The following is a 26,764-nucleotide window of genomic DNA, read 5'->3' on the forward strand; positions in this document are numbered from 1 at the left end:
AATGGTCCAGTTTTCGATTTACAACCTACTATCGCTTCTTTGACAAAGAGTGACCGTCCCCACCAGCGCACGAAGGCCCGTCGGATCGCTCCGACGGGCCTCATGCATCTCACGGATCTTTCACGCTTACTTCCCGCCCACCGGCCTTGTCGCCGCCGCCTTCTCGACCATGGCGGTCACCTCGGCGCGGCGTGCGCCTTCAAGCGGCATGCGGGGCATGCGGACGCGTTCGGAGCCGCGGCCCATGATCTGTTCGGCGAGCTTGATCGATTGCACCAGGTCGTGTTCGGCATCGAGATGCAACAGCGGCATGAACCAGCGGTAGATTCGGCGGGCTTCCATCCAGTCGCCCCGATCGGCCGCAGCAACGAGTGCCACCGATTCGGCCGGGAAGGCGCTGGTGAGGCCGGAGACCCAGCCCTTGGCGCCGAGCATCAGGCCTTCGAGCGCCACATCGTCGAGACCGGCAAAGATGTCGTAGCGGTCACCGAAGGCGTTGATCAGGTCGGTGAAGCGGCGCGGATCGGGCGCGCTTTCCTTGACGGCCTTGATGTTCTTCACGCCATCCAGCGCTTCGAGCACTTCCGCGCCGATGTTGACGCGGTAGGCTGGCGGGTTGTTGTAGAGCATGATCGGCAGGCCGGTCGCCTCAGCCACCGTCTTGAAATGCGCAACCAGCTCATGCGGCTTCGGCACATAGACCATGGCCGGCAGCAGCATCAGGCCATCGGCGCCGATCTTTTCCGCATCGCTGGCATAGGCTGACGCGCGGCGGGTATCGAATTCCGACACGCCGGTGACAACCGGAACACGGCCATTGACCACTTCGACAGCGGCCTTCAGCACCTTGCGCTTTTCGTCCGGGTCGAGCGAGTTGTTCTCGCCGCAGGTACCCATGACGATCAGACCATTGACGCCATCATTGACGAGCGCATCGAGCACGCGCTGCGTTGCGTCGAAATCGATCGACAGATCTTCGTTGAATTGTGTCGTTGCGGCGGGGAAAACGCCGTGCCAGCCAGTTGTCATGGAACGCTCCTTTGCATGATGCAAGACATGATATACAGTTTGTCGACAAGCGCAATCCCGACTGATGCCTGCGGTTTGCCGCGTCTCTCACCCCGCGAACGGATGACCAGCTGCGTTGTTCAGGCGATCGGGAATGCTGCGGCAGCGGCGCTGTTGCGCGCCACGTAATCCTGGATTTGCCGGACGATCTGCTGGCCATGGACGACAGCGAGCCGGTCGGCCTCTTCCACATCCCCTGCCCTGATCGCAGCAATCATCGCCTCATGCTCCTCGACATAGCGGCGCGGCAATCGGTCGTCGAAGGTCTGATAGTAGAGCCTGAGGATGCGGCGGCCGTCATCAAGCAGGCGGGCGAAAAAAGTCGTGTAATAGGCATTGCCGGCCCGCTCGGCGATGGCGACGTGGAACTCGCGGTTCGCTTCGATCATGGCAAAGGCATCCTGCGCCTCCACGGCTTCGGCAAAGCTGCGTTGCCGGTCAACAATCGTCGCCATGAAGGCATCGCCAGATTTCGCCGCCGCACCTCGTGTAGTCACGCGGTACATCAGGCACAAGGCCTCGAAATAGGTCGGCAGGGCCGAAAAATCGATGACCGAAACAATCGTGTTGCGATTCGGCAGGGTGGTCACCAGCCCTTCCGCCGTCAGCCGCAGCAAGGCTTCTCGGACCGGCGTGCGCGACATGCCGAACTGCTCGGACAGCCGGGTTTCATCCAGGGGGCTCCCCGGCGCCCGCAGCATGGCCAGGATATCCTGTCGCAGGGACTGATAGATGGTTTCAGCGCTGGAGCCGCGCGGACGTGCGCCTTCAGCGCTTGCGGGCTCGCTGCCGTCTGCCAGATCCGATTTTGCCTTGTCGGCAGCAGCCATGGTCTCAATCCCGATGCTTCGCGCCCATGCGCCTGTCTCCCGCCAGACAGCGAATTTCGCCAGGCAATGTCAAGTGCAGACGGAAGAGGCCTATGGCGGGAATGAGATCAACCGCCCCGGATTTCGCTTCGCGCTTCGCGATACCAGTCGACAAAGGCCTGAACGCCCTCCGCCAATCGCGTCTGGGGCACATACCCCGTCAAGGCGCGCAGAAGGTCGGGGGCTGCATAGGTGCGCGGCACGTCGCCTTTCTGCATCGGCAGCAACTGACGGATGGCGCGACGTCCCAGCGCCTTTTCGACAGTCTCGACGAAATCCATCAGACTTTCCGGCTGTCCGCCACCAATATTGACCACCCGGAAGGGCGCCTGGTGCGACAGCGTCTCGACCGAAGGGTCTGCGACCCTGTTGGCCTCACCCGGAATGACGGCCGAGAGGCGGATGATCGATTCGACGAGGTCGTCGATATAGGTAAAATCGCGACTCATCTGCCCTTCCCCATAGATCTCGATGGGTTGGCCATCAAGAATGCGGTCGGCGAACTTGAAGTAGGCCATATCAGGCCGGCCCCATGGGCCATAGACGGTGAAAAAGCGGAACGCCGTTGTCGGCAGCTTGTGCAGATGCGCATGACAATGCGCGATCAGCTCCATCGACTTCTTCGTCGCCGCATAGATCGTCAGTGGCTCATCGGCCTTGTCGGTCTCGCGGAACGGGATGCTCTCATTTGCGCCATAGACAGACGAGGTCGAGGCGATCATCAGGTGCTTCACCTTGAAGCGCTCGGCAAGCTCGATAATGTTCCAGGAGCCCGCAATATTGGAGGACAGGTAGGAGCCGGGGTTTTCAAGACTGTATCGAACCCCCGCCTGCGCCGCGAGGTGGATCAGCACATCGGGCTTGCATTCGCCAAGAGCGGCCTCAAGCGAGGCGCGGTCCTCGAGCATGGCGATGACGGGTCGAAAGGCTGGATACTGTGTCAGCGCCGCGTGGCGCATTTCCTTGAGCTTGACATTGTAATAAGGCGTCAGGCCGTCGAAGCCGACGACCTCATGGCCCTCCGCCAGCAGTCGGCGGGCAAGGTGAAACCCGATGAAACCCGCCGTCCCCGTGATGAAATAACGCATGCTCAGGCCTTTGTTATCCGCTTGCCGATGGGGAAATGCGAGAAACCGTATTTCACCATTTCTTCCGGCTTGTAGATGTTGCGCAGATCCACAATCACCGGCTTGGCCATCCGCGCCTTTAACTCGCGGAAGTCAAGTGCACGGAATTCTTCCCATTCCGTCACCACCACCACGGCTTCTGCACCATCCACGATCGCGTAAGGGCTGTCACCATAGGTCACGGGGCCGAGCACGGATTTCGCCGCTTCCATGCCCTCGGGGTCGAAAACATGAACATCGGCCCCGGCGTCCAGCAATGCCTGGACGATGGTGATGGAGGGGGCGTCGCGCATGTCGTCGGTGTTCGGCTTGAAAGTCAGGCCCAGAAGGGCAACCTTCTTGCCGCGAACGGCACCGCCGCAAGCAGCAATGACCTTGCGGCCCATGGCACGCTTGCGATTGTCGTTGATCGCCACCGTCGTCTCGATCAGTCGAAGCGGGCTGTTGTGGTCCTGGGCGGTCTTGACCAGCGCCAGCGTATCCTTCGGGAAGCAGGATCCGCCATAGCCGGGCCCCGCATGCAGAAACTTGTCGCCGATACGCTTGTCCATGCCGATGCCCTTGGCAACCTTCTGCACGTCGGCACCGAGTTGCTCGCAGAGATCGGCGATCTCGTTGATGAAGGTGATCTTCATGGCGAGGAAGGCATTGGCCGCATATTTGATGAGCTCAGAGGTACGACGCTCGCAGAAATAGAGCGGCGCCTCGTTGAGGTAGAGGGGGCGATAGACCTCGCGCATGATGTCGATGGCACGCTCGTCATCGGTGCCGATGACGATGCGATCGGGACGCTTGAAATCCGTGATTGCCGCACCTTCGCGCAGGAATTCCGGATTTGACACCACAACGATATCCTTCTCTGGAAACTCGTCGCGAAAGATGCGTTCGATCTCGTCGCCGGTCCCCACGGGAACCGTCGATTTTGTCACGACCACGGTAAAGCCGGTCACGGCGGCGGCGATCTCGCGGGCTGCGGCATAGACATAAGAGAGGTCAGCATGACCATCGCCACGGCGTGAAGGCGTGCCAACCGCAATGAAGACCACGTCGGCATCGGCAACGGCACGCGGCAGATCAAGCGAGAAGCCGAGACGCCCGGCCGTCGTGTTCTGCGCAATGATCTGCTCGAGACCGGGTTCGAAGATTGGCACTTCGCCGCGCTCCAGCGCATCGATCTTATCCGGCGATTTGTCGACGCAGATCACCCGATGTCCAAAGTCGGCAAGGCAGGCGCCCGAAACAAGACCGACATATCCCGAACCAATCATTACAACGCGCATGCAACACCCATATCCATTGACGTGCCATCGGCGGCCTTTAAAGCCATCCGTGAACCTGTGACGACGACACTGGCATGACAAAATGAATAATCGCCGGCTTGGCAACAGATTTTCTTGAGCAAAAGCGGATCGAGGACCCGGTGCAAGAGCGGTAACCGCTCATTTCATCGGCTGTTTACCAAGCTTTCTTCCAGCCGCACCCGAAGCTTGCGATGCGCATCCTCATCCAGGGAAAAGCGCCACATGATCACGATCGCTGCCAGCTTTGCCGGGATTGGCAGCCAGGCATACAGGGCAGACAGCATCGATAGGGCCTCTGGCGTTTGCGGGCCGGAAGCGCTGGCAACAAAACCGGCGACATCGAGGAGCGGAAAGACAAGGCCGGCCGACAGGGCGACAGACAGCTTCGTGGTAAAGCTCCAGGCAGCAAAATAGAGCCCCGTTCTTTGCTCCCCAGACACCGCCGTATCTTCATCGATCACATCGGCCTGGATGGCCGCCGGCAGCGTCAGGTCGAAGCCGAGCAACAAGCCGGTCAGGATGCAGACAATGGCGAAAGCGACGACATCGCCCTCCGACAGAAGGCCGGCAACCGAAAAAATCAGGCAGGCGGCCAGCATGGCAACGCACCAGGTGCGATGTTTGCCAAAGCGTCTGGCCATACGGACCGCCAGCGGCACACCGGCAATAGCGCAGAGAAAATAGACAAACAGCAGCGGCCCCTGCAGATCCGGTCGCCCTAGCCGCTCGCCGACGAAATAGATGAACAGGGAGGCCGGAATTGCATTGGCGAAGCTGTTCAGAAGAAAAGCCGCCACGAGTCGGAGGAAAGGACCGTTGCGCATTAGGTGCTTCAAGCCCTCCCGCAAGGCCAGCTGGCGCCTAGAGAAATCCTTGGGCTCGGGCACCCGCCACGCAGCGGCAAGAGCAAGGCTCGGCAGAAGAACCGCGATCATGACGGCAAGCCATGCAAGCCCATGAAAGGCTTGGCTTGCATCAAGCCCGCCAACAAAAGGGATGGTGATGGCTATCAAAGAGCCAACCAGCGTGGCCGCTTCCCGCCATCCCGACAGGCGGGCGCGGTCCTGGTAACCGGTCGCAAGCTCGGCACCCCATGCGGTATAGGGAAGAAGCGACCAGGTGGCGCCAATCGAGAGTGCCACACCCCATACAGCAAGATAGCCGATCCCGGCGCCGGTCGGAGGCCAAAACAGCATAAAGGCAGATAGCGCCGTCAAAGGCGTGGAAATAACGAAGAAGAACCTGCGGCGACCGAAGCGCGATCTCACGCGATCCGACAGCCAGCCGAACAGCGGATCAGTGACCGCATCGAGAAACCGGATTGCAAGAAGGACGGCACCGATTGCGGTTAGCGAGATGCCGAAGTTCTCCGCATAGAAGGTTGGAACGACGATGTAGAACGGGAGCGCAATGGCAGCCAGTGGAATGGCGGGCAGCGCGTAAAGGGCAAAACGCGCATTGCCATTGGTTTGTCGGTCCATGATATCTCCACTTCGACGTGCCGTCGCTTGGTTACACTACGGCTTGGAGCGATCGTCGGTTTTCGCCGCTCGGCGACAGCGCTCGGAGCAGTACCTGACGGTCTCCCAATCCCTTTGCCACTTCTTGCGCCAGGCGAATGGCTTGGCGCAGCAAAGACAGAGCTTCGTCGGCAGATTGCTCTTCTTGGTCATTTTGGTCATCGGCAGTTCCTGGTCAGGGCCATACCGCTTCTTCGCACCCGTGCTGATGTCGGATCACCCGGACCTGCGCTTGTTTAACGCCCCTCCCCTTGCTAGGTCCTCTCATCAATCACGGGAGAGACATGACCATGGAACAGAACCCCTTCGGCAGAACCGAATTTTCCGTCAGCCCTATCGGCTTCGGCGCCTGGCAAATCGGCGGATCCTGGGGCGAGGTATCAGAAGCCGACGGGCGCGCGGCCCTGAACGCCGCCCTCGATTCAGGCGTCACCTTCATCGATACGGCGGATGTCTATGGCGACGGTCGTTCGGAACGCATCATCGCCGAGGTGTTGAAGGAGCGCGGTGGCGAACGGCCGATGGTGGCCTCCAAAGCAGGACGTCGACTGAACCCGCATGTGGCTGCGGGTTACACAAAGGCCAATATCGAAGCCTTCATAGACCGCTCGCTGCAAAATCTTGAGATCGACTGCCTTGATCTCGTTCAACTGCACTGCCCACCGACCGAAGTCTACTACCAGCCCGAGATGTTCGCGGGACTGGAAGACATCCGCAAGGCCGGCAAGATCAAGCACTATGGTGTCTCGGTCGAAAAGGTCGAGGAAGCGCTGAAGGCAATCGAGTATCCGGGCGTCGTCTCCGTCCAGATCATCTTCAACATGTTCCGTCAGCGCCCGGCGGGCCTGTTTTTCCAGGAAGCCAAGCGTCGGAACGTCGCCGTTATCGCCCGCGTGCCGCTGGCAAGTGGCCTCCTCTCGGGCAAGATCAACGCGAGCACCCAGTTTGCCGCCGAGGATCACCGCAACTTCAACCGCAACGGCGAAGCTTTCGATGTCGGTGAGACCTTTGCCGGCGTGCCGTTCGAGACAGGCCTTGCGGCGGTGGAAGAGGTTCGCAAGCTGGTTCCGGCGGGCGCCTCGATGGCACAATTTGCCCTGCGCTGGATCCTCATGCACGAGGCCGTCACGGTGGTGATCCCCGGCGCCCGCAATGGCGATCAGGCTCGGGCGAACGCGGCGGCGGCAAGCCTTGCCCCCTTGTCCGCAGACGTCATGGCGGCTTCGCGCGAGGTCTATGAGCGGCTGATTGCACAGCATGTGCATCACTGCTGGTAAGCGGTCGGGATCGTCAAACCAAAGAGGCCGGGTGAGCGATCACCCGGCCTCTGCCGTTTCGGGATTTCGATCTTTCGATCAGTTGGTGCCCTGCAGGTTCACCTCCCAGAACAGGGTCTCACCGGAACTATCATCCACGCCGTCGTTGTCGGTGACGGCAAAGGCCTTGCCGGAGATGTCGAAGGCAAAGCCTTCCAGTTTGTCGACGACGTAGCCGTTCGTGGCCGCCTTCAGGTCCGGGATGAAATCATGCACTTCTTCCTTGACGACGGTCGGAAGCTCTTCACCGATCTTGGCCGGCTTCAGATCCGCAATCGCGACGCGGTAGAGCTTCTTGAGTTTGGCGTTGTCACCGACCTGATTGTCGCGCTCGACGATGTAGACGTAGTCGCCATGGGCCGAAATTTCGGAGAGACCAACCCAGCCGGCATCCGCGGTTTCGAGCGGGTAGCGGACGGCGCCCCATTCCTTGGACTTGGGATTGTAGGAGAGGAGCTTGACCGAGCCCTTCTCATCGTCAGCCCATTCGCGCTGAACAGCCATCCAAAGGGTCATGTCGTCGCCGGTGCCGACGCTCGTAATGCCTTCGAGGCCGAATCGGGTCTGGCCGGCGAGAAGTTCTGTCGGCAAGCCGATCTCTGCCTTGATCTCACCCTTGGCATCGACGTTGTAGAGGCCATGCCCGGCGAGCTTTGCGGCATCGCCCTCAGAGGCCAGCCAGAAACCGCCCTTGCCATCCAGCGTGATGCCCTCGATATCAAGCTTCTGGGCCGCAGCACCGCCGCGGGTGATCGGCAGGGCCGCCGTGATCACGGCAGGCTTCTGAGACGCGTCGATCGTGAAGATCGATGGCTGCATGGCGTAGAAGCTGTCATTCACGGCATAGAGCTGACCTGCCTTTTCGGCATCGCCGACGAGACCGGAAAGCGCGCCCCAGCCGATGGGGGCACCATCGATCATGGCGGACTGGATCATAGGATAGGCAGCGACCCCCTCGCCCAGTTCGTAGAGCATGACATGCGAGCGTGGGCCGCCGTCTTCGCCAAGGTCGACCTCATTGGCTGTGACGATCAGGTTGCGCGCGGGAATGGCAACAGCTCCTTCCGGCGAGACGCCGGACGGCAGCAGCTGGGTCAACTCGGGCTCGGCACCGGTGTCCTTGTAGACGCCGACGATCGAAGAGCGCTCGGAGAGAACGAAGAAATAGTCCTGATCGCCAAAGGTCGCGGCTTCCAGACCTTCCGGCTCGATGCCCTTGGACTTGGCGCGCTTGTCCGGAAAATGGCCGATCCGGGCGATTTCATGCTCCAGCGACGCACCCGATTCGTAGGCCACCTTGCCGGTCTTGTCGAAAATGGTGAAGCTGCGCGAGCCACCGTTCCAATCACCTTCGTTGGCGACCACGAGACGGTCGTCGCCGAGCCACTTGACGGCATCCGGTTCACGCGGCACGCCTTCCTTGGTGCCGGTAAACTTCAGTGCACCGTCAGACTTCGTGTCGATACCATCAAGGTCGACCGTGCCGGCGGAGAAATGTGCCTTCACTTCACCGGTCTTGCCGTCGATGATGGCGATATGATTGTTCTCCTGCAGCGTGACCGCGATTTCGCCCAGGCTGTTAATGGCAACGAATTCCGGCTCCGGATCTTCCGGCGCGATTTCAGCCAGACCGGTAAGCGCCACGCGCTTTACCGAGGCGCAGTCGGCAACACCGTCCTTCAGGGACAGGATCACGAGGTTACCCGCCGGCATCTGCGGCAGAGCGCCATCATTGACCTCCTCATCACGCTCGTTTTCGATGGCAATCGCGACAAAGGAACCATCCTTGGCGACAGCAACCGAATCCGGCTGACCACCGATGTCACAGGTCGCGTCGATGGCCTTGGAGGCGATGTCAACGACTGCGAGCTTGCCCGAGGGGCTGGTAAAGTTCTCCGATGTGTTGACGCCGACGAGGACCTTTCCACCGGCGACGACGACCGAGGTTGGCTCTCCGTCCATCATCAGCGCGCCGGCGGCCTTTGGGGCCTTGGCGTCGGTGATGTCGATGAAGCCGATGCCGCCCAGCGGACTATCGGAATAGATCAGCGTGTTGCCGTCTTCCGAGGCCGTGATGATCTCGGCGGATGTGGTGGAGAGCTTGTCCTTGTCAGCCGGCAGGTTTGCCGCGACCGGGAAGGTGGCGATGCGGTTGAAGACCTGTTCGGCAGAGGCCGGAAAGGCGACAGATGCGAGAAGTGCGGCCGTCAAGGCGACGCGCGTGAGACCATGGGTCATCGGGAAACCTCCTGTATCCAGAAATGGAACAGGAGGTCTTTGGCGCAAGCGCGTGACAGTCAGATGACATGCCCGACCACTCGGATGTCAAAGCGGTGATTATTCACCCCGTCCTTCCTTGCCGGCTTCGCGCAACATCAGGAAAAGCGACGCTCCCAATATGAGCAGCGCGCCAATCCACAGGTAGCCTGAGGGCGCGTATCCGAACACGAGCCAGCCGGCGAGCACATTCAATGGCAGCTTCAGATCATCGAACGGCTGGACATAGGCAGCATCGGCGGCATTATAGGCAAGCGTCAGCAGATACTGGCCGATCGCCGTCAGAAGGCCCGCAGCCAGCAAGAGCCACAGGGCAAGGCCCTCCGGCACGGCAAATCCGCTGCCAAGCGCCAGACCCGCATTGATCGGCGTCAGAAGCACAAGCAGCCAGACCGTGACCGTCTCGGGTGCCTCATATTGCGTGAGGTTCTTCATGATGAGCGAGGAGCCACCCCACAGCAAAGCAGAGAGGACCGGGAGCAGCGCAGACAGGGTGAAGGCATCAGGCCACGGTTGAAGGATGATCATCGCCCCGACAAAGCCGGTCAGGGTAGCAAGCCAGCGGTCTCGACCGACCGTTTCTCCCAGAAACAGCCGCGCACCGATGATGATGAAAAATGGCGACGTCATCACCAGAGCGATGGCCTGCCAGATTGGAACCGTCACGAGACCCGTAACCCAGGCCTGCACACCGAAGGCTGCGAGAAGCACACGCAAGACGTGGCGAACCGGATAGGCGGTCTTCATCGCCCGAAGTCCCAACCGATAGAGCAAAGGCAGGGAAAGCACGAGGGCAAAGCCATATTGCCAGAAGGCGGTGGATGCCGGCGGGAACTGCAAGGTCATGGCCAGCCATTGCGTCACGACGTTCAAGGCTGCGAAGGCAATACCTGCCAAAACCATGAAGCCCGCGCCGATGACGGCACGTGACCGCAGGAGCGTGGGGGAAAACTGATTCATGTCCTGTTACCTTTTCAAAGGACCAACACAAATCAGGACAGATGAGGGGCTGCCCATTTCTTAACGGGCAAAACGCCAAGCAGATCCATTCCCTTGCGGGCATGGATCCAGGCTCCACCTCATTCTCTTTCATCCGGACTGTAACCGTCGGCTCCGGCATCGCACCGGATCTGCTGACCCTCCATTGCACAGCAATGGAGGCGCTCGCGGGCTCGGGGACACCCCATACCGCCGGTGGGGAATTGCACCCCGCCCTGAGAACGAATGCCGGCAAACCGGCGCTCGACACATAAGGAGCCTTTCAAGGCAGCGCAAGAGAGGCAAAAGAAAAGCCCGGCAGAAGCCGGGCTTAAAATGTCGTCAGCTGACCATCGCACCGTGGGTGGCGACGGTCGCGGCCGATCAGCTGTTGACAGCGTCCTTCAGGCCCTTGCCGGCCGTGAACTTCGGCACGTTGCGCGCCGGGATATCAACTTCAGCGCCGGTGGAAGGGTTGCGACCCTTGGAAGCTTCGCGGCGACCAACCGTGAAGGCGCCGAAGCCGGCGAGGCGTACGTCGCCGCCGTTCTTCAGTTCGGCCTGGACGGTTTCAAAAACGGCGTCGACGGCAGACGCCGCGTCGGCCTTGGTCAGGCCAGCCTTTTCGGCGACCGCGGATACGAGTTCGTTCTTGTTCATGTTTCCACCCTTTCTGATTGGTATGAAACGACTCAAAGTGCTCAAGTCGGGCGGAGAATACGAATGCTTCTGCCCTTCGCAACTCAAAAGCACTCGAAAGGCCCGGAAAACAAGCGCTTTCAGCGTCTGTTCACAAAAAAAGACCGGCAAAAATGCCGGTCTTCCTTCATTTTTTTAACCAAGTGGCCGAGATAGGTGCCAAAAAGCATCAATGGGCGATGGTGGCGCCATTCTCGTCGGTGGTTTCAACCGCACCGATCGCCGGCGTTTCAACGGTTCCGTCCCACTCGATGGGCTCCGGCACCCGCACCAGCGCGTGACGGATAACCTCACCCATGCGGGAGACCGGGACGATCTCAAGATTGTTCTTCACGTTATCAGGAATGTCCGCCAGATCCTTGGCATTCTCTTCCGGGATAAGAACCTTCTTGATGCCACCACGAAGTGCCGCAAGGAGCTTTTCCTTCAGGCCACCGATCGGCAGCACCCGTCCGCGCAGGGTCACCTCACCCGTCATGGCGATATCCTTCGATACCGGGATACCGGTCATGATCGAGACGATGGCGGTTGCCATCGCGATACCTGCAGACGGACCGTCCTTCGGGGTTGCCCCTTCCGGCACGTGCACGTGGATGTCCGACTTATCGAAGCGCGGCGGCTCGACGCCGAAATCGACAGCGCGCGAACGGACATAGGATGCCGCCGCCGAAATCGATTCCTTCATGACGTCCTTGAGGTTGCCGGTCACTGTCATCCGACCCTTGCCCGGCATCATCACGCCTTCGATCGTCAGCAGTTCACCACCGACTTCCGTCCATGCGAGACCCGTGACGACGCCCACCTGGTCCTCGCCCTCTGCTTCGCCGTGGCGATAGCGCGGAACGCCGAGATAGTCGCTGATGTTCTCACCGGTGACGGCAACCGACTTGACCTTGCCCTTGATGATCTCGGTGACCGCCTTGCGGGCGAGCTTCATCAATTCGCGTTCGAAGGAACGAACGCCGGCCTCGCGGGTGTACTGCTGAACGATGGCAAGGATCGCCGAGTCCGCGACGGAGAATTCCTCCGGACGCAGGGCATGCTCCTTGATCGCCTTCGGCAGCAGATGGCGCTTGGCGATCTCCAGCTTCTCATCTTCCGTGTAACCGGCGATGCGAATGATCTCCATGCGGTCCATCAGCGGACCCGGGATGTTCAGCGTGTTGGCGGTCGTCACGAACATTACGTTGGACAGATCGTATTCGACCTCCAAGTAGTGGTCCATGAAGGTTGCATTCTGTTCTGGATCCAGCACCTCCAGCAGTGCGGAGGACGGATCGCCGCGATAGTCCTGGCCCAGCTTGTCGATCTCGTCGAGCAGGAAGAGCGGGTTGGACTTCTTCGCCTTCTTCATCGACTGGACGATCTTGCCGGGCATCGATCCGATATAGGTCCGGCGGTGACCGCGGATTTCCGCCTCGTCCCGCACGCCACCCAGCGCCATGCGCACGTATTCGCGGCCGGTCGCCTTGGCGATCGACTTGGCGAGCGAGGTCTTGCCGACGCCCGGAGGGCCGACGAGGCAAAGGATCGGGCCTTTCAGCTTTGTCGCACGCGCCTGAACGGCCAGATATTCGACGATCCGTTCCTTGACCTTGTCGAGGCCGAAATGATCCTCATCCAGGGTCTTTTCCGCGGCGTTAAGATCAATCTTGACCTTGGACTTCTTACCCCAGGGCAGACCGAGCAGCCAGTCGAGATAGTTGCGCACGACGGTGGCTTCCGCCGACATCGGGCTCATGTGGCGCAGCTTCTTCAGCTCGGCATCGGCCTTTTCCTTGGCTTCCTTGGAAAGCTTGGTCTTGGCAATGCGCTCTTCCAGCTCGGCCATCTCGTCACGGCCGTCTTCGCCGTCGCCGAGTTCCTTCTGGATCGCCTTCATCTGTTCGTTGAGATAGTATTCGCGCTGGGTCTTCTCCATCTGGCGCTTGACGCGCGAGCGGATGCGCTTTTCGACCTGCAGAACCGAGATCTCGCCTTCCATGAAGCCAAGCGCCTTTTCCAGGCGCGTCTTGACGGAGACCGTCTCCAGCATTTCCTGCTTTTCGGTGATCTTGATGGACAGGTGCGAGGCAACCGTATCGGCAAGCTTCGAATAATCTTCGATCTGGCTTGCGGCGCCGACGACCTCGGGAGAGATCTTCTTGTTGAGCTTGACGTAGTTTTCAAACTCCGAAACGACGGAGCGGGACAGGGCTTCGATCTCGACGGCATCTTCCGCCGGCTCGGCAAGAACGCGCGCGGAGGCTTCGTAGTAGTCCTCGCGGTCGGTATAGTTTTCGACTTTCGCGCGGGCACGGCCTTCAATCAACACCTTCACGGTGCCGTCAGGCAGCTTCAGCAGCTGCAGAACATTGGCGATGGTGCCAACTTCGTAAATGGCATTGGGCGCAGGATCATCGTCGCTGGCATTGATTTGCGTGGCCAGCATGATCTGTTTGTCGGACCCCATCACCTCTTCAAGAGCGCGGATGGATTTTTCACGACCGACAAACAAGGGGACGATCATGTGCGGGAACACAACGATGTCGCGCAGGGGCAGCACCGGATAGGTGGCAACCTCATTTGCTGCAGACGTATTCGACATTTCACTTCCTTTCGAAGGTCCCGGAGCACCGGGACTGGATGCCGGCCCAAAGGCACCGGCATATTCTTGCTCCACCAACAAGTGGCGTTTGGAACCGCGATATTCAACCCTGCAGACTGATCTGACACCTCATCGGCACCGATCCTTGCGGACGGCGTTTATCGAACGCTATCAACGCAAGCTGTACCGAACCATGTGCACGCACAGGATCGGATTCGCACTGACACATACTCGTCATACTTTGTGTCGGGGTCGAGGCGTCGACAACAGTACAAACCGGCGCCGTTCTCTTCGTTCTAGCCCAAAGCTCGAAACAGGCAACAGGAGAAACGGTTAATCGCGACCTTCCCCCAAACGAAAATGGGCCCGCCAGCGGCGGACCCATTCTTTTCAATTTAAGCTCCGAAGCGGTCAGGCCGAAGCGTTGGCCTTCTCTTCCTGGCGATCCGCATAGATGTAGAGCGGACGCGACGAGCCGTTGACGACATCGTCGGAAATGACCACTTCGCGGACACCTTCCAGCTCCGGCAGCTCGAACATCGTGTCGAGCAGGATCTTTTCCATGATCGAGCGCAGACCGCGGGCACCCGTCTTGCGCACGATCGCCTTGCGGGCGATCTCGCGCAGGGCATCTTCGTGGAAGGTCAGCTCGACGTCTTCCATCTCGAACAGGCGCTGATACTGCTTGACGAGGGCGTTCTTCGGCTCCGACAGGATCTGGATCAGTGCATCCTCATCGAGATCTTCGAGCGTTGCCAGAACCGGCAGACGACCGATGAATTCCGGGATGAGACCGAACTTGACCAGATCTTCCGGCTCGAGATCACGCAGCACTTCGCCGACGCGGCGATCTTCCGGCGAGGACACCATTGCGCCGAAGCCGATGGATGTCTTTTCGCCGCGTGCCGAGATGATCTTGTCGAGGCCGGCGAATGCGCCGCCGCAGATGAACAGGATGTTCGTCGTGTCGACCTGCAGGAATTCCTGCTGCGGATGCTTGCGGCCACCCTGCGGCGGAACCGAAGCGACCGTGCCTTCCATGATTTTCAGCAGCGCCTGCTGGACGCCCTCGCCCGACACGTCGCGGGTGATCGAAGGATTGTCCGACTTGCGGGAGATCTTGTCGACTTCGTCGATGTACACGATGCCGCGCTGGGCGCGCTCGACATTGTAATCCGCAGCCTGCAGCAGCTTCAGGATGATGTTTTCGACGTCTTCACCAACGTAACCGGCTTCAGTCAGCGTCGTGGCATCGGCCATGGTGAAGGGAACGTCGATGATGCGCGCCAGCGTCTGGGCAAGATAGGTCTTGCCGCAGCCAGTCGGACCGACGAGCAGGATGTTCGACTTCGCCAGCTCCACGTCACCGCCCTTGGAGGCATGCGACAGGCGCTTGTAGTGGTTGTGCACGGCGACAGACAGGATCTTCTTCGCCTGCTTCTGGCCGATGACGTATTCGTCGAGGATCTTGATGATGTCCTGCGGCGTGGGAACGCCGTCACGGGACTTGACCATCGAAGACTTGTTCTCTTCGCGGATGATATCCATGCAGAGTTCGACGCATTCATCACAGATGAACACCGTCGGTCCGGCAATTAGCTTGCGGACCTCGTGCTGGCTCTTGCCGCAGAAGGAACAATAAAGGGTATTCTTGGAGTCACCGCCGTTGCTTCCGCTGACTTTGCTCATGTCTTTATCCTTCCAGCACGCCGCGCTACCGCAAATCGCGGCCGGGCGGTCACTCTCACTGTTGGGTGTCGACCGCCGCCGTTGGTCGACCCTTCTTCCGATCTGGAGCCACTAGCCGGTCCGCATATTCGGAACGGCGGCAACGAAAACTCCCATCACGGCAGACTATGTCACAAAGATTCAACATAGCCTTAATCCTAGTATTAGCGCTTTCCGGGAGAGTTTAAACCCCCGGCGCATTCACAAGCTTCGGCGCAGCCGCCGAAAATGCCAATTCGGACCTCAGGAGGCCGAAGGTGCCGCGCCTTCGATTTCGGCGCGCGAGGTCAGGATACGGTCGATCAGACCCCAGTCCTTGGCTTCGCTCGACTCCATGAAGTGGTCGCGATCGAGCGTGTTTTCCACTTCGTCATAAGTGCGGCCCGTGTGCTTCACATAGACCTCGTTCAGGCGACGCTTCATCTTGATGATGTCGCGTGCGTGGCGCTCGATGTCCGACGCCTGGCCCTGGAAGCCGCCCGAAGGCTGATGCACCATGATGCGGGCATTCGGGGTGGCAAAGCGCATGCCCTTCTCGCCGGCTGCCAGCAGCAGCGAGCCCATGGAAGCAGCCTGGCCGATGCAGAGCGTCGACACCGCCGGACGAATGAACTGCATCGTGTCGTAAATCGCCATGCCAGACGTCACAACGCCGCCCGGCGAATTGATGTAGATGGCGATTTCCTTCTTCGGATTTTCCGCCTCAAGGAACAGCAACTGGGCGCAGACCAGCGAAGCCATGGTGTCTTCGACCGGTCCCGTCAAAAAGATGATGCGCTCCTTCAGGAGGCGGGAGAAGATGTCATAGGAACGTTCGCCACGGTTGGTCTGCTCCACGACCATCGGCACCAAAGCCAGGGCGGTATCAACGGGGTTTTTCATGTCGGTCCTTTATCAGCCTCTCCCCGACCCATCGGCGGCGGGAATCACGTAACTCTTGTCAATCCCTACATAGAGTGTCCGCACCCAGACATTCAAGACGGCAGGAAATGATATCCTTAATGGTCCGGCGTGCCAGACGCCGACCCTCTAGCCGGTTTCACGGCAAATCGCCAACGCTTCGGCTGCCGACGGCCCCACCTCCACAAGTACCTTCTAACATGGTGAAGTTCCGGTAATTTTTTTCCTCGGGAGGGACTCTCGCCGTGGATTGATGCCGCCCCACATAACGGTCATTGTCGAGACGGAGGCCCTCGCCATTCATGGTGACGGCCCAAACTTTATCGGGACGATCCAACGTGCCAGACCTGCAGATTGCCCTCGCTCTCCATGTGATCCAGACCGGCACGCTGGCCGTGCTGCTGCTGGGCGCGTGGCTCGGCGCTCGCCGTGAAGTCCGCCTGGCCATTCTTGGGCTTGGCCTCCTGTTCGCTTCTCTCGGCCTGACGATGATCGGCGGGTGGACGCCATTGCCGCCAGGTGTGGCAGATGCGGTCGGCTATCCCCTTTCTCTCTTTGCCTTTGTGCCCTTGACGGTCGCCCTTGCCGATTCGCGGCGCGCGCATATGCCGGCAGCCGCGTTGATCCCTGCTCTCATCTGGTTTGCCGCCAGCCTGGTGTTGCCATTGCAGGATAGTTTCGCGCATCGCCTTACAGTCTATCTGCTTGCACTTTCCGTCGGCCATCTGGTGCTGGCTGTCGCGGCCCTTCAGATAGTCAGAGGAAGAAGCAGGCAGCGCGTTTCGCTGTCGGCGAGCTGGATCCTCCAGGCATGCTTCGCACTCTCGCTGGCGCTCACGGTCGTGATCGTCGCACCGGACAAAGCAGCCGATATTCCGACACCGTCCATCGCCGTCATCCTTTTTCAGATTGGCATGATTGTGTCGCTCGTCCTGATGGCCTGGATCCACCTGGATCATAGCCAACAGAATCACGCGCTTCAGGGGCGGATGGATCGCCTGACCGGAACGCTCAATCGGCAAAGCTTCATTGCTGCCTTCAAGGCCTCAACCGGATCGAAGAAGCCGGTCATTGCCCTGCTTGTCTTCAAGGTGGACGGTTTCCGGGCAATCAATGCCGCATCTGGCCCCGGCGCCGGTGATGCCCTTCTCGTCGAGTTTGCCTATCTGTGTGGGGCGCATCTGCCTGAACAGGCGGTGCTTGGCCGGACCGGCAGTGCGGAATTCAGCGTGGCGCTTGGCGTCGAGGGGGCGCGACAGGCCGTGCTTCTGGCCGAGGCAATCAGGCTTGCGCTGGAGAGCCGGACCTCACAGAGCGGCACGACCCAGAAAGCAACCGTCAGCGTGGGCATAGCCACTGCCGAACCGGCAACCGCCCAATTCGAGCCCCTGATGATAGCCGCCTCGGAAGCCCTGGCGGCAGCGATAGCCCGCGGCGGCAATCGCACATCGATCAAGACAGGCGAGAAGCTTGTCACCATTCCGGGCGAAGCACCGCGCGGCATTGATGCGCAGGCCGACCGTCAGGTTGCGATTTTGCGCCGGATTGCCGCGACCGGCGCTACCCTGGACTGAACCTTGAGCACCCTTGCACAACGGCAGGCTTGCGCTAAACAGTCAACATGACCCAGCTTCCATTTCTCCATGTCGATCCCGCCACACGGGAAGTCTCGCTCGATGCCCGCGCGCCGGACTTCTATGCCGACCCGAACCGGACCTATGCCGCCCTTCATGCGGCGTGCCCGACCTTCTACTGGACCCAGCAGAAGCAGTGGTTTTTCACCGGCTACGACCATGTCAACGCTTTGCTGCGCGACCGGCGTTTCGGCCGGCAGATCCTGCATGTTGCCAGCCGGGACGAACTTGGAATGGCGGAGCCTGCCGCCCATACGCGTCATTTCGACAAGGCGGAGGAGCATTCGCTGCTCGAAATCGAGCCGCCGGAACACACGCGACTGCGCACGCTGATAAACCGCGCATTTGTTTCGCGGCACGTCGAGAAGATGAAGGGCGAGATCGAGGTGCTGGCCAACCAGCTGATCGATCAGTTTGAGGCGGATGGCTCGGTGGAGCTCTTGGCCCGCTTTGCCGATATCATTCCCGTAACGATGATTGCCCGGATGATCGGCATCCCGGAAGAGATGGGACCGCAGCTTCTGAAATGGAGCCACGACTATGTCGGCATGTATATGTTCAAGCGGACACGCGCCGATGAAGAAGCCGCGGACCGCTCCGCCAAGGAATTTGCCGACTACGTTCGCAGCGTGATCGCCGAACGGCGAGCAGAGCCGCGCGACGACCTCTTGAGCCATATGATCCATACCGAGCACAAGGGTCAGTTCCTGACCGAGGACGAGCTGATCTCGACGACAATCGTGCTGCTCAATGCCGGCCATGAGGCAACCGTTCACCAGATCGGCAACTCCGTCAGGGTCATTCTCGAAAGCGGCCTCGATCCGTCCAGAATGTTTGCCGATGAAAAGACAACCGAACGGACTGTCGAGGAAACGCTGCGGATTTGTGCGCCCGTGCACATCTTCGAGCGCTGGTGCATTGAACCGGCCGAAATCGACGGCCTTTCCTTCAAGCGGGGCGACAAGGTGGGCCTGATCCTGGCCGCAGCCAATCTCGATCCTCGCAAATTCCCGGAGCCGCTACAGTTCAAGCCGGATCGCGACGAAGGCGCCAACCTGTCCTTCGGCGCCGGCATTCACTTCTGCATCGGCGCGCCGCTTGCCCGGCTGGAGCTGAACGTGGCTCTGCCTCTGCTTTTCAAACGCCTGCCGGGCCTCGCCCTGGCGGCCACCCCCAAGGTCAAGGATGTCTATCATTTCCATGGCCTTGAACGGCTCGATCTTCGCTGGGCAACATGACCATACAGCGGATCGCGACCACACCCCTTGGCTCGGCAGAGCTTCAGATTTTTTTCATATTTTCAACAGCTTGCAGGTCATTTCTCGCATAGAGGGACAGTAGACCCTTTACCGTCTCCAGCAAAGCGAGCCGCAGATCCTGCGGCTCCAGCACCTCAACGTCACCGCCCAGTCGCAGCAATTCCGAAACGGCCATCCGAGGATGCGCGACCGGCATGCGTGCCGTCAGCCAACCCTGCGCATCCGGCTCGCCCTTGACCTCGAGGTGCTTAAGCACGAAGGGGGCGGCCGTGTGTTGCAGTTCCTTCACCGCGCGCGCCGAAAGGCGGATCGTTGCCCAGTGCGGATAGAGTTCTCTCTCAAGACGCTGCGTGTTTTCTCGCCAGTATTCGGCAAGATCGAAATCCCGTGGCCAGTCGAATCGTTCTTCGGTAACCAGCAGATCAAGGATGCGGGAAATCCGGTAGGTGCGTGCAGTGTCCTCGACTTGGGCTACGAGATACCAGGCCCCCCCTTTCATTACGATGCCCAGGGGCTCGGCGATCCGTGTCCTTTCCGCTTTCCAGGAACGGTAGCGCATGCGGATACGCTTGGAATTCCACACCGCGTCGGCAACGGCCTGCAGATAGCCCGGCTGCTCACCCGCCGAAAGCCAGGTTGGCGCATCCAGGTGAAACTTCGCCTGCATCTTGCGGGCGCTGTCCCTCAAATCCTCAGGAAGGGCCGCCGTCAGTTTCCTTTGCGCCGCCGCCATCAGCGAGCCGAGGCCGAGATCGGCAGCGGCACCGGGGATGCCGGAGAGAAACATGGCCTCGGCCTCGCCCAGAGAGAGCCCGTTCAGGCGCACACGATAGCCGTCGAGAAGCCTGTAACCGCCATCAGATCCCCGCTCGCTGTAAACGGGGATGCCTGACAGGGACAGTGCGTCAATGTCGCGATAGATGGTGCGCACGGAGACCGCATTTTCCTCGGCGAGCGCTTCGGCGGTCACCAGACCCTTGGCCTGAAGGGTGGTCAGAATGTTGATGAGCCGGCTCGCGCGCATAACAAAATCCTCTTTTCGGCGATCATGCTAAACCAACCTGACAGAATCTGACAGGTATGCCGGCGCATTCTCCACGCATCGCCTTACGGCGCGATGCATTCGAAAAGGAGATTTCAATGAGCAACACCCTGCCGATAACCCTCTATTACTCACCCCAGACCCGCGCGACCGGCGCACGTGTGCTGCTTGAGGAGTTGAAGGTGCCCTACACTCTTCATGTCCTGAACATGAAGACGGGCGAACAGCGCCAGCCGACCTATCTCTCGATCAACCCGCTCGGCAAGGTCCCCGCAATCCATGTTGGCGACACGCTGGTGACCGAGCAGGGAGCCATTTATCTCTATCTCGCCGACCTCTTTCCGGAAGCAAGACTTGCACCTGCCCTCACCGATTCCGACCGCGGGGCCTATCTGCGCTGGCTGTTCATCTATGGCAGCTGCTTCGAACCGGCCGTGGTGGATCGCTACATGAAGCGCGAACCAAGCTCGATGAACGAGACGCCCTATGCAAGCTATGATTCGCTGATCGACTTGCTGGAGGACACACTGAAAAAGGGTCCCTATCTGCTCGGCGACAGGTTCACCGCTGCCGATCTGCTGTGGGGGATCGCACTGCGCTGGACCACCATGTTCGGGCTTGTGGAAGCGCGCCCCGCCTTCCAGGCCTATATGGAGCGGATCGGCAACCGGGAGAGCCTGCAAAAGGTCTCGGCAGAGGATGCCAAGATGGTCGCGGAGCATGAAGCCGCAGCAGCGCAGCTAAAGGCGAACGCTTAAAGTCGGATCACATAGTCCTTGCGAGTCGTTTCAAGGACTTCCCAGGTTCCCTTGAAGCCGGGTCTGAGGATGAGGCGGTCACCGGCATTCAAGTGAATGGGCTCGCCGCCATCCTCGGTCACAACAGAGTGGCCTTCGAGCATGTGGAAATATTCCCACTCCTCGTAGTGGATCCTCCATTTGCCCGGCGTCGACTGCCAGATACCGGCATAGATGCCGCCTTCGGCTTCCTCGATGTTCCAGGTGGTGAAGCGCGGATCGCCAGAGATCAGGCGGTCGGGCGCCGGCGCGCCTTCTTCCGGCGTGACGGTTTCAGGATTGAACGGCAGGGCAAGGATCATGAGATTCTCCAAAAAGTGAGACGGCGCTCTTCCTGAAGCGCCGCCTCTCTCGTGTCACGCGGCGGCCAGCGCCTGTTCGAGGTCGGCGATGATATCCTCGGGATCTTCGATGCCGATGGAGAGGCGCACCACATCAGGCCCGGCACCGGCTGCGATCTGCTGTGCTTCGGACAGCTGGGCATGGGTCGTCGAGGCCGGATGGATGATAAGCGAGCGGGTGTCGCCGATATTGGCAAGATGCGAGAAGAGCTTCAAGCCACCAACCAGCGCCTTGCCGGCTTCCAGCCCGCCCTTGATGCCGAAGGTGAAGACGGACCCTGCGCCCTTCGGCGAATAGCGCTTCTGCAAAGCATTGTTCGGATCGTCAGCAAGGCCGGCATAGTTCACCCAGGCGACCTTCGGATGGCTCTTCAGCCAGGTTGCCACCTTCATCGCATTGTCGCAGTGGCGCTGCATGCGCAGCGGCAGCGTCTCGATGCCGGTGAGGAGCAGGAAAGCGTTCATCGGCGCAATCGCCGGTCCAAGATCTCTGAGGCCGAGGACACGGCAGGCGATGGCGAAGGCGAAGTTGCCGAAGGTCTGATGCAGGACAACCCCATTGTACTCCGGGCGCGGCTCCGAGAGCATCGGATATTGCCCTGGCTTCGCAGACCAATCGAAGGTCCCGCCATCGACAATCACGCCCCCCATAGAATTGCCGTGACCGCCCAGAAATTTCGTGACCGAATGGACGATGATATCGGCGCCATGCTCCAGGGGCCGCACGAGATAGGGGCTCGCCATGGTGTTGTCGACGATCAGCGGCAGGCCGGCTCGGTGGGCAACTTCGGCGATGGCCTCAATGTCGACGAAAGTGCCGCCGGGATTGGCAAGGCTCTCGATATAGATCGCTTTGGTCTTGTCATCGATCTGAGCAGCGAAGCTCTCAGGGTCGGAAGGATCGGCCCAGCGCACCTGCCAGCCAAAATTCTTGAAGGCGTGGCCGAACTGGTTGATCGAGCCGCCATAGAGCTTCTTTGCTGCAACGAAATTGTCGCCTGGCTGCATCAGCGTATGGAAGATCAGAAGCTGGGCCGCGTGACCGGAAGCGACTGCCAGCGCTGCCGTGCCGCCCTCAAGCGCTGCGACGCGCTCTTCCAGCACAGCCTGGGTCGGGTTCATGATGCGGGTGTAGATATTGCCGAATTCCTTCAACGCAAAGAGATTTGCGGCATGGTCCGAATCGTTGAAGACGTAAGCCGTTGTTTGGTAGATCGGCGTGATGCGGGCGCCCGTCGACGGATCCGGTTGCGCGCCCGCGTGAATGGCAAGCGTGGCGAAACCCGGTTGATTGTCTGGCATGTCGTCTCCTCCCATTTGTGTTGATCATGCATCTTAGAGACCACCTTTCACCTGTCCGCCACAAGTTTTCAATCTCTGGCACTCACGATGCGGCAACGGCTTGATCGACATCAAGGAGCGGCACGCGGTCTGAGGCATGATGAGCGCATCAACACGGAGCGCTTCCATGACCCTTTCCCCCGCAGATGGCATTCGCCAAGGTTTTCAGCATCTTCTATCCTGGATGGGCGCGAGCTTCGAGGCCGCAACCGAAGCGGATATGCTGGCCGCACTGGACGGAGAGCAGATCAGGCAGCTCGCAGAGGATTGCGGATTGTCGCCGCACGAGCTTCTGGCCCTAGCAAAGGCAGGGCCTCATGCGGCTGACGAAATGCCCAGACTGATGCAGGCGCTGAACATCGACGCGAGCGAAGTCGAATTCCAGATGCACAAACATTTTCGCGCCATGCAGATCACCTGCGCCAATTGCGGCGCCAAGGATCAATGTCGGCGGGACCTCGCCGCAGGCCATGCGCAAGTCAATTTTGCCAGCTATTGCGGCAATGCCGAGGAGATGAATCAGTTGCGCGCCGACCCCCGATTTCTTTCGGCCGGCTGACGGTTGCGATCAAAGACCGAGGCGGGGGATTTCAATCGCAGGGCAGCGGTCCATGATCACGGTCACGCCTTCGCGTTCGGCTTTCGCGGCCGCGGCATCATCCCGCACAGAGAGCTGCCCCCAGATAAGTTTGGGGTGCTTGGGAAGGCTCAAGGCCTCGTCCACGACGTCCGACAGAAACTCGGGCGCACGAAAAACATCGACCATGTCGATGGGATCGGGGATATCGGCGAGCTGACCATAAACGCGCTGGCCGAGGATCTCCTTCCCAACCTGACCGGGATTGACGGGAAAGACACGGAAGCCGCGCGACAACAGGAAACGCATTACGCCGTAGCTGGGCCGATCAGGCTTTGGAGACGCTCCGACAAGTGCAATGGTCCGCACCTGACCAAGAGCAGCTGCGATCTCTTCCGCCGAATAATGATCGTGATGGGACATAAATGCTCCTCGCTTGATACTGAGCCAGGAACTGAAATGGGGTAGAAGGCATTCGACAACAAGGGCAGATGCCCTACCTCTTACGAGGTGAGTTGTACCCTGTCATTTTTAAGACCGCCGGAGCGGACCCATGAGCAAAGTCTCTATCATTGCCCTTGCTTTCATACTCGCCGCCAGCACCCAGGCACAGGCGATTTCGCGCTATAACTCTACGCAATTGACCTGTGATGCAGTTCGGGAGCGTGTCTTGAACGAGCGGGCGGTCATCCTGCGTTATCCGTCGACACGGGTAAGAGGCATGACGCTTTATGATCGCTATGTCACGCGCAACGCCGAATGCGCCCAGCACGAATATGCAGAGCGCGCCTATGTTCCGACACGCGACACCGACCGCTGCCCTGTGCTGAATTGCCAGGACTATGACCCACGTCCTGGCCGTTTTGGTAAACCGAACATCCGCTTCTGAGGCCCTCAGGCCGCATGCGCTGGCCCGTGATCATGCGGACGATGCGTCGCTTCATACACAAGCGGGTATTCGGAGACCAATGCGCGGTTCATGACGACCTTGATCCCAGCGGCCTCTGCCCGGGCCGCGGCTGCGTCATCGCGGATCCCCAGCTGCGTCCAGATTGCAGCGGGCCGCGGCGAAAGCGCCAGAACCTCATCAACGATTGCCGGCAGGTATTCCGCGCGACGAAAGACATCAACGAGATCGATCTGTTCGGGAATGTCGGCAAGCGAAGCATAAACCCGTTGCCCAAGAATGGTATCTCCCGCATGCAACGGATTGACGGGGTAGACGTGGTAGCCCTTCCCCAAGAGGAAGCCTGCAATCCAGTGGCTCGGCCGGCGATCGTTCGTCGAAGCCCCCACCACCGCAATCGTGCGTGCGGCACCTAAGATGCCGGCCAGGTAACTGTTGTCGTAACGGTCATGTTGCATGGACGTCTCTCCCTGCCCCACAGGGCTTTTCGGATCGTCTGTGTCACATTGACCATATTAGCGCCGCACAATTAACGAGTTCCTTGAGTAATCGCTAAATTGCCTTTGATCACTCCGGCAGAACAAGGTGTCCCTGTTCATCCTGCGGAAAGAAGGGATTGTAGGCGATTTCCCAGAGGTGCCCATCCGGATCGGCGACATAGGCGGAGTACCCGCCCCAGGCGACCTTTTCAGCCGCCTTCGCCAGCCGTGCGCCACAGGAGACCGCAAATTTGACCACCGCATCGACGCCGATTTCACTCGAGACATTATAGGCGAGCGTCACGCCCGAAAAGCCAGGCTTGGCGTCGTCAACACCTGCGTCTTCCGCCAAAGCCTCGCGACCGTAAAGCGCAAGCACGGTGCCCTTCAGTCTGATGAATGTGATGCTGCTGTTGGATGCTGCGGAGCGTGACCAGCCGAGACGCCGGTAAAATTCGGTACTAACGTCAAGGTCCGAAACCGCGAGCGTGACGATTGATAGACGACGTTCCAGCGACATTTCATTCTCCGTATTCCTGGGCCTGCCGTTACGTTCGGTTTATGTTTGCATTATGTTCATACACATATTAGCAACCCAAAATGCGCATCGTCCCATTGGACGCAATTCTTTGTTTGCAAAACTGACAATTTTCATTCTTCAGCAACGGCTTAGCCTATCCCGTGGGCGACAAGAGGTCAGGTCGTTGCTTGCGATTCAGCTGTGCCAAAGTGGCATGTCAGTGCGCAATCCGGCTGTGTTGCCCGTCACGTTTCCTTCAAGAAGTCCCGAAATCCGGCCAACACATGCGGTAAAATAATACCACATAACTAACCTGTTGTTTTTACAGGACTTTTCTCAGCCCCTTCCAGATCAGCGATCTTGACCTTTTTCCGGGAGCCGGGTAGATGCACAGCCTGAAAGCGGACCGTCACGGCCCGTTTTCTTTTTTGCGTCGAAACGGCGCGAAACAAGCAACAAGAAACGCCCGGGACATCCAACGGGATGCTCTCAGGATCACACGGAAAGAGACCTCAATGTCTACCTTCGTTCAGAAGCCTGCAGAGGTGGAGAAGAAGTGGGTGATCATCGACGCCGAAGGGCTCGTTGTCGGCCGCCTCGCCACCATCATCGCCATGCACCTGCGTGGCAAGCACAAGGCCACCTACACCCCCCATGTTGACGACGGCGACAACGTCATCGTCATCAACGCCGAAAAGGTCGTCTTCACCGGCAAGAAGTATGCCGACAAGAAGTACTACTGGCACACCGGTTATCCGGGTGGCATCAAGGAGCGTACGGCTCGCCAGATCATCGAAGGCCGCTTCCCGGAGCGCGTTCTCGAGAAGGCAGTCGAGCGCATGATCCCGCGCGGTCCGCTCGGTCGTCGCCAGATGAAGAACCTGCGCGTTTACGCCGGCACGAACCATCCGCATGAAGCCCAGCAGCCCGTCGCTCTCGACGTTGCCAAGCTGAACAGCAAGAACACAAGGAGCGCCTGATAATGGCCGATCTTTCTTCCCTGAAGGACCTTGCCCCGGCACAGGACGCAGCTCCGGCTCACGTCCGCAAGGTCGACTCCCTGGGTCGCTCCTATGCCACCGGCAAGCGCAAGAACGCCGTTGCCCGCGTCTGGGTCAAGCCGGGCTCCGGCAAGATCACGATCAACGGCCGCGAATTCCGCACCTACTTCGCCCGTCCGGTCCTGCAGATGATCCTGCAGCAGCCGATCGTCGCAGCTGCCCGTGACGGCCAGTTCGACATCATCGCGACCGTTACCGGCGGCGGCCTTTCCGGCCAGGCTGGTGCCGTTCGTCACGGTCTCTCGAAGGCCCTCACCTACTTCGAGCCGGGCCTGCGTCCGGTCCTGAAGAAGGGTGGCTTCCTAACCCGCGACAGCCGCGTCGTCGAGCGTAAGAAGTACGGCAAGGCCAAGGCCCGTCGTTCCTTCCAGTTCTCGAAGCGTTAATCGCTTCCGGTTCGAGACTTTGGAAAGGCGGAGCTTCGGTTCCGCCTTTT

Annotated in this window: 26 protein-coding genes and 1 riboswitch; of the genes, 8 read left to right on the plus strand and 18 right to left on the minus strand. The window is 59.9% G+C overall.

The window, feature by feature from the left end; all coding sequences use genetic code 11:
* Positions 1 to 126 precede the first annotated feature (126 nt).
* From FAA97_RS05150 to FAA97_RS05175, 6 genes are all read right to left on the minus strand, one after another.
* A complete protein-coding gene (locus tag FAA97_RS05150) occupies positions 127 to 1,029 on the minus strand; it encodes a dihydrodipicolinate synthase family protein (RefSeq protein WP_136597411.1) in 903 nt (300 codons plus the stop codon).
* Positions 1,030 to 1,148: 119 nt separating this feature from the next.
* Complete coding sequence (locus tag FAA97_RS05155; protein WP_136597412.1) at positions 1,149 to 1,898, minus strand: GntR family transcriptional regulator; 750 nt, start codon at positions 1,896 to 1,898, stop codon at positions 1,149 to 1,151.
* Positions 1,899 to 2,005: 107 nt separating this feature from the next.
* Entirely contained in the window at positions 2,006 to 3,025 is a 1,020-nt protein-coding gene (locus FAA97_RS05160) for an NAD-dependent epimerase/dehydratase family protein (protein ID WP_136597413.1), read from the minus strand.
* 2 nt (positions 3,026 to 3,027) lie between these two features.
* Positions 3,028 to 4,344 (minus strand): UDP-glucose dehydrogenase family protein, encoded by a 1,317-nt coding sequence (locus FAA97_RS05165; protein ID WP_136597414.1) that lies wholly within the window; start codon positions 4,342 to 4,344, stop codon positions 3,028 to 3,030.
* A 164-nt stretch (positions 4,345 to 4,508) separates the two neighbouring features.
* The gene (locus FAA97_RS05170; protein WP_136597415.1) at positions 4,509 to 5,846 is read right to left on the minus strand and encodes an MFS transporter; all 1,338 of its coding nucleotides are present in this window, start codon (positions 5,844 to 5,846) and stop codon (positions 4,509 to 4,511) included.
* Between the two features lie 36 nt (positions 5,847 to 5,882).
* Positions 5,883 to 6,047 (minus strand): DUF2256 domain-containing protein, encoded by a 165-nt coding sequence (locus FAA97_RS05175; protein WP_136597416.1) that lies wholly within the window; start codon positions 6,045 to 6,047, stop codon positions 5,883 to 5,885.
* A 128-nt stretch (positions 6,048 to 6,175) separates the two neighbouring features.
* Between FAA97_RS05175 and FAA97_RS05180 the strand changes: the two genes are divergently transcribed.
* A complete protein-coding gene (locus FAA97_RS05180; protein WP_136597417.1) occupies positions 6,176 to 7,162 on the plus strand; it encodes an aldo/keto reductase in 987 nt (328 codons plus the stop codon).
* Positions 7,163 to 7,240: 78 nt separating this feature from the next.
* Here FAA97_RS05180 and FAA97_RS05185 read toward each other — a convergent pair whose 3' ends face one another.
* From FAA97_RS05185 to FAA97_RS05210, 6 genes are all read right to left on the minus strand, one after another.
* Entirely contained in the window at positions 7,241 to 9,439 is a 2,199-nt protein-coding gene (locus FAA97_RS05185) for an esterase-like activity of phytase family protein (protein WP_136597418.1), read from the minus strand.
* Between the two features lie 99 nt (positions 9,440 to 9,538).
* The gene (locus FAA97_RS05190) at positions 9,539 to 10,438 is read right to left on the minus strand and encodes a DMT family transporter (RefSeq protein WP_136597419.1); all 900 of its coding nucleotides are present in this window, start codon (positions 10,436 to 10,438) and stop codon (positions 9,539 to 9,541) included.
* Between the two features lie 117 nt (positions 10,439 to 10,555).
* Positions 10,556 to 10,704: riboswitch (FMN riboswitch) on the minus strand.
* A gap of 136 nt (positions 10,705 to 10,840) precedes the next feature.
* On the minus strand, positions 10,841 to 11,116 hold the full coding sequence (hupB, locus tag FAA97_RS05195) for a DNA-binding protein HupB (protein WP_136597420.1): 276 nt from the start codon (positions 11,114 to 11,116) through the stop codon (positions 10,841 to 10,843).
* Positions 11,117 to 11,324: 208 nt separating this feature from the next.
* Positions 11,325 to 13,742, minus strand: a complete 2,418-nt coding sequence (gene lon / locus FAA97_RS05200) for an endopeptidase La (protein ID WP_136597421.1) — start codon at positions 13,740 to 13,742, stop codon at positions 11,325 to 11,327.
* A 411-nt stretch (positions 13,743 to 14,153) separates the two neighbouring features.
* A complete protein-coding gene (gene clpX / locus FAA97_RS05205; protein ID WP_136597422.1) occupies positions 14,154 to 15,431 on the minus strand; it encodes an ATP-dependent Clp protease ATP-binding subunit ClpX in 1,278 nt (425 codons plus the stop codon).
* Positions 15,432 to 15,713: 282 nt separating this feature from the next.
* Positions 15,714 to 16,352, minus strand: coding sequence for an ATP-dependent Clp protease proteolytic subunit (locus FAA97_RS05210; protein WP_136597423.1), 639 nt, complete (start codon positions 16,350 to 16,352; stop codon positions 15,714 to 15,716).
* 356 nt (positions 16,353 to 16,708) lie between these two features.
* Between FAA97_RS05210 and FAA97_RS05215 the strand changes: the two genes are divergently transcribed.
* Positions 16,709 to 17,944 (plus strand): GGDEF domain-containing protein, encoded by a 1,236-nt coding sequence (locus FAA97_RS05215; RefSeq protein ID WP_168800920.1) that lies wholly within the window; start codon positions 16,709 to 16,711, stop codon positions 17,942 to 17,944.
* A gap of 47 nt (positions 17,945 to 17,991) precedes the next feature.
* Positions 17,992 to 19,242, plus strand: a complete 1,251-nt coding sequence (locus FAA97_RS05220; protein WP_136597425.1) for a cytochrome P450 — start codon at positions 17,992 to 17,994, stop codon at positions 19,240 to 19,242.
* A gap of 43 nt (positions 19,243 to 19,285) precedes the next feature.
* Here the strand turns inward: FAA97_RS05220 and FAA97_RS05225 are convergent, their stop codons facing one another.
* The gene (locus FAA97_RS05225) at positions 19,286 to 20,287 is read right to left on the minus strand and encodes a helix-turn-helix transcriptional regulator (RefSeq protein ID WP_136597426.1); all 1,002 of its coding nucleotides are present in this window, start codon (positions 20,285 to 20,287) and stop codon (positions 19,286 to 19,288) included.
* Between the two features lie 116 nt (positions 20,288 to 20,403).
* Here FAA97_RS05225 and FAA97_RS05230 point away from each other — a divergent pair, with 116 nt between their 5' ends.
* Positions 20,404 to 21,063 (plus strand): glutathione S-transferase family protein, encoded by a 660-nt coding sequence (locus FAA97_RS05230; RefSeq protein ID WP_136597427.1) that lies wholly within the window; start codon positions 20,404 to 20,406, stop codon positions 21,061 to 21,063.
* Here FAA97_RS05230 and FAA97_RS05235 read toward each other — a convergent pair.
* Both FAA97_RS05235 and FAA97_RS05240 read right to left on the minus strand, forming a co-directional pair.
* Positions 21,060 to 21,404, minus strand: coding sequence for a cupin domain-containing protein (locus FAA97_RS05235; RefSeq protein WP_136597428.1), 345 nt, complete (start codon positions 21,402 to 21,404; stop codon positions 21,060 to 21,062). The two genes, FAA97_RS05230 and FAA97_RS05235, sit on opposite strands and share 4 nt — an antisense overlap.
* 54 nt (positions 21,405 to 21,458) lie before the next feature.
* Positions 21,459 to 22,745: an O-acetylhomoserine aminocarboxypropyltransferase gene (locus FAA97_RS05240; protein WP_136597429.1), complete on the minus strand. Its 1,287-nt coding sequence runs from the start codon at positions 22,743 to 22,745 to the stop codon at positions 21,459 to 21,461.
* Positions 22,746 to 22,911: 166 nt separating this feature from the next.
* Between FAA97_RS05240 and FAA97_RS05245 the strand changes: the two genes are divergently transcribed.
* A complete protein-coding gene (locus FAA97_RS05245; RefSeq protein WP_136597430.1) occupies positions 22,912 to 23,343 on the plus strand; it encodes a DUF6455 family protein in 432 nt (143 codons plus the stop codon).
* A gap of 9 nt (positions 23,344 to 23,352) precedes the next feature.
* Here the strand turns inward: FAA97_RS05245 and FAA97_RS05250 are convergent, their stop codons facing one another.
* Positions 23,353 to 23,784 (minus strand): CoA-binding protein, encoded by a 432-nt coding sequence (locus FAA97_RS05250; protein WP_136597431.1) that lies wholly within the window; start codon positions 23,782 to 23,784, stop codon positions 23,353 to 23,355.
* 130 nt (positions 23,785 to 23,914) lie between these two features.
* On the opposite strand from FAA97_RS05250, the gene FAA97_RS05255 reads away from it, so the two are divergent.
* Positions 23,915 to 24,250, plus strand: a complete 336-nt coding sequence (locus FAA97_RS05255) for a hypothetical protein (RefSeq protein WP_136597432.1) — start codon at positions 23,915 to 23,917, stop codon at positions 24,248 to 24,250.
* A gap of 5 nt (positions 24,251 to 24,255) precedes the next feature.
* Here FAA97_RS05255 and FAA97_RS05260 read toward each other — a convergent pair whose 3' ends face one another.
* A complete protein-coding gene (locus tag FAA97_RS05260; protein WP_136597433.1) occupies positions 24,256 to 24,726 on the minus strand; it encodes a CoA-binding protein in 471 nt (156 codons plus the stop codon).
* A gap of 109 nt (positions 24,727 to 24,835) precedes the next feature.
* Positions 24,836 to 25,267, minus strand: a complete 432-nt coding sequence (locus FAA97_RS05265; RefSeq protein WP_206109952.1) for a VOC family protein — start codon at positions 25,265 to 25,267, stop codon at positions 24,836 to 24,838.
* Between the two features lie 515 nt (positions 25,268 to 25,782).
* Between FAA97_RS05265 and rplM the strand changes: the two genes are divergently transcribed.
* Both rplM and rpsI read left to right on the plus strand, forming a co-directional pair.
* Positions 25,783 to 26,247, plus strand: coding sequence for a 50S ribosomal protein L13 (rplM, locus tag FAA97_RS05270; RefSeq protein ID WP_136597434.1), 465 nt, complete (start codon positions 25,783 to 25,785; stop codon positions 26,245 to 26,247).
* Positions 26,248 to 26,249: 2 nt separating this feature from the next.
* The gene (rpsI, locus tag FAA97_RS05275) at positions 26,250 to 26,714 is read left to right on the plus strand and encodes a 30S ribosomal protein S9 (RefSeq protein ID WP_136597435.1); all 465 of its coding nucleotides are present in this window, start codon (positions 26,250 to 26,252) and stop codon (positions 26,712 to 26,714) included.
* The last annotated feature ends 50 nt before the right edge of the window (positions 26,715 to 26,764 follow it).

Origin of the sequence: Peteryoungia ipomoeae, from assembly GCF_004912165.1 — a bacterium.
GTDB classification, from domain to species: domain Bacteria; phylum Pseudomonadota; class Alphaproteobacteria; order Rhizobiales; family Rhizobiaceae; genus Allorhizobium; species Allorhizobium ipomoeae.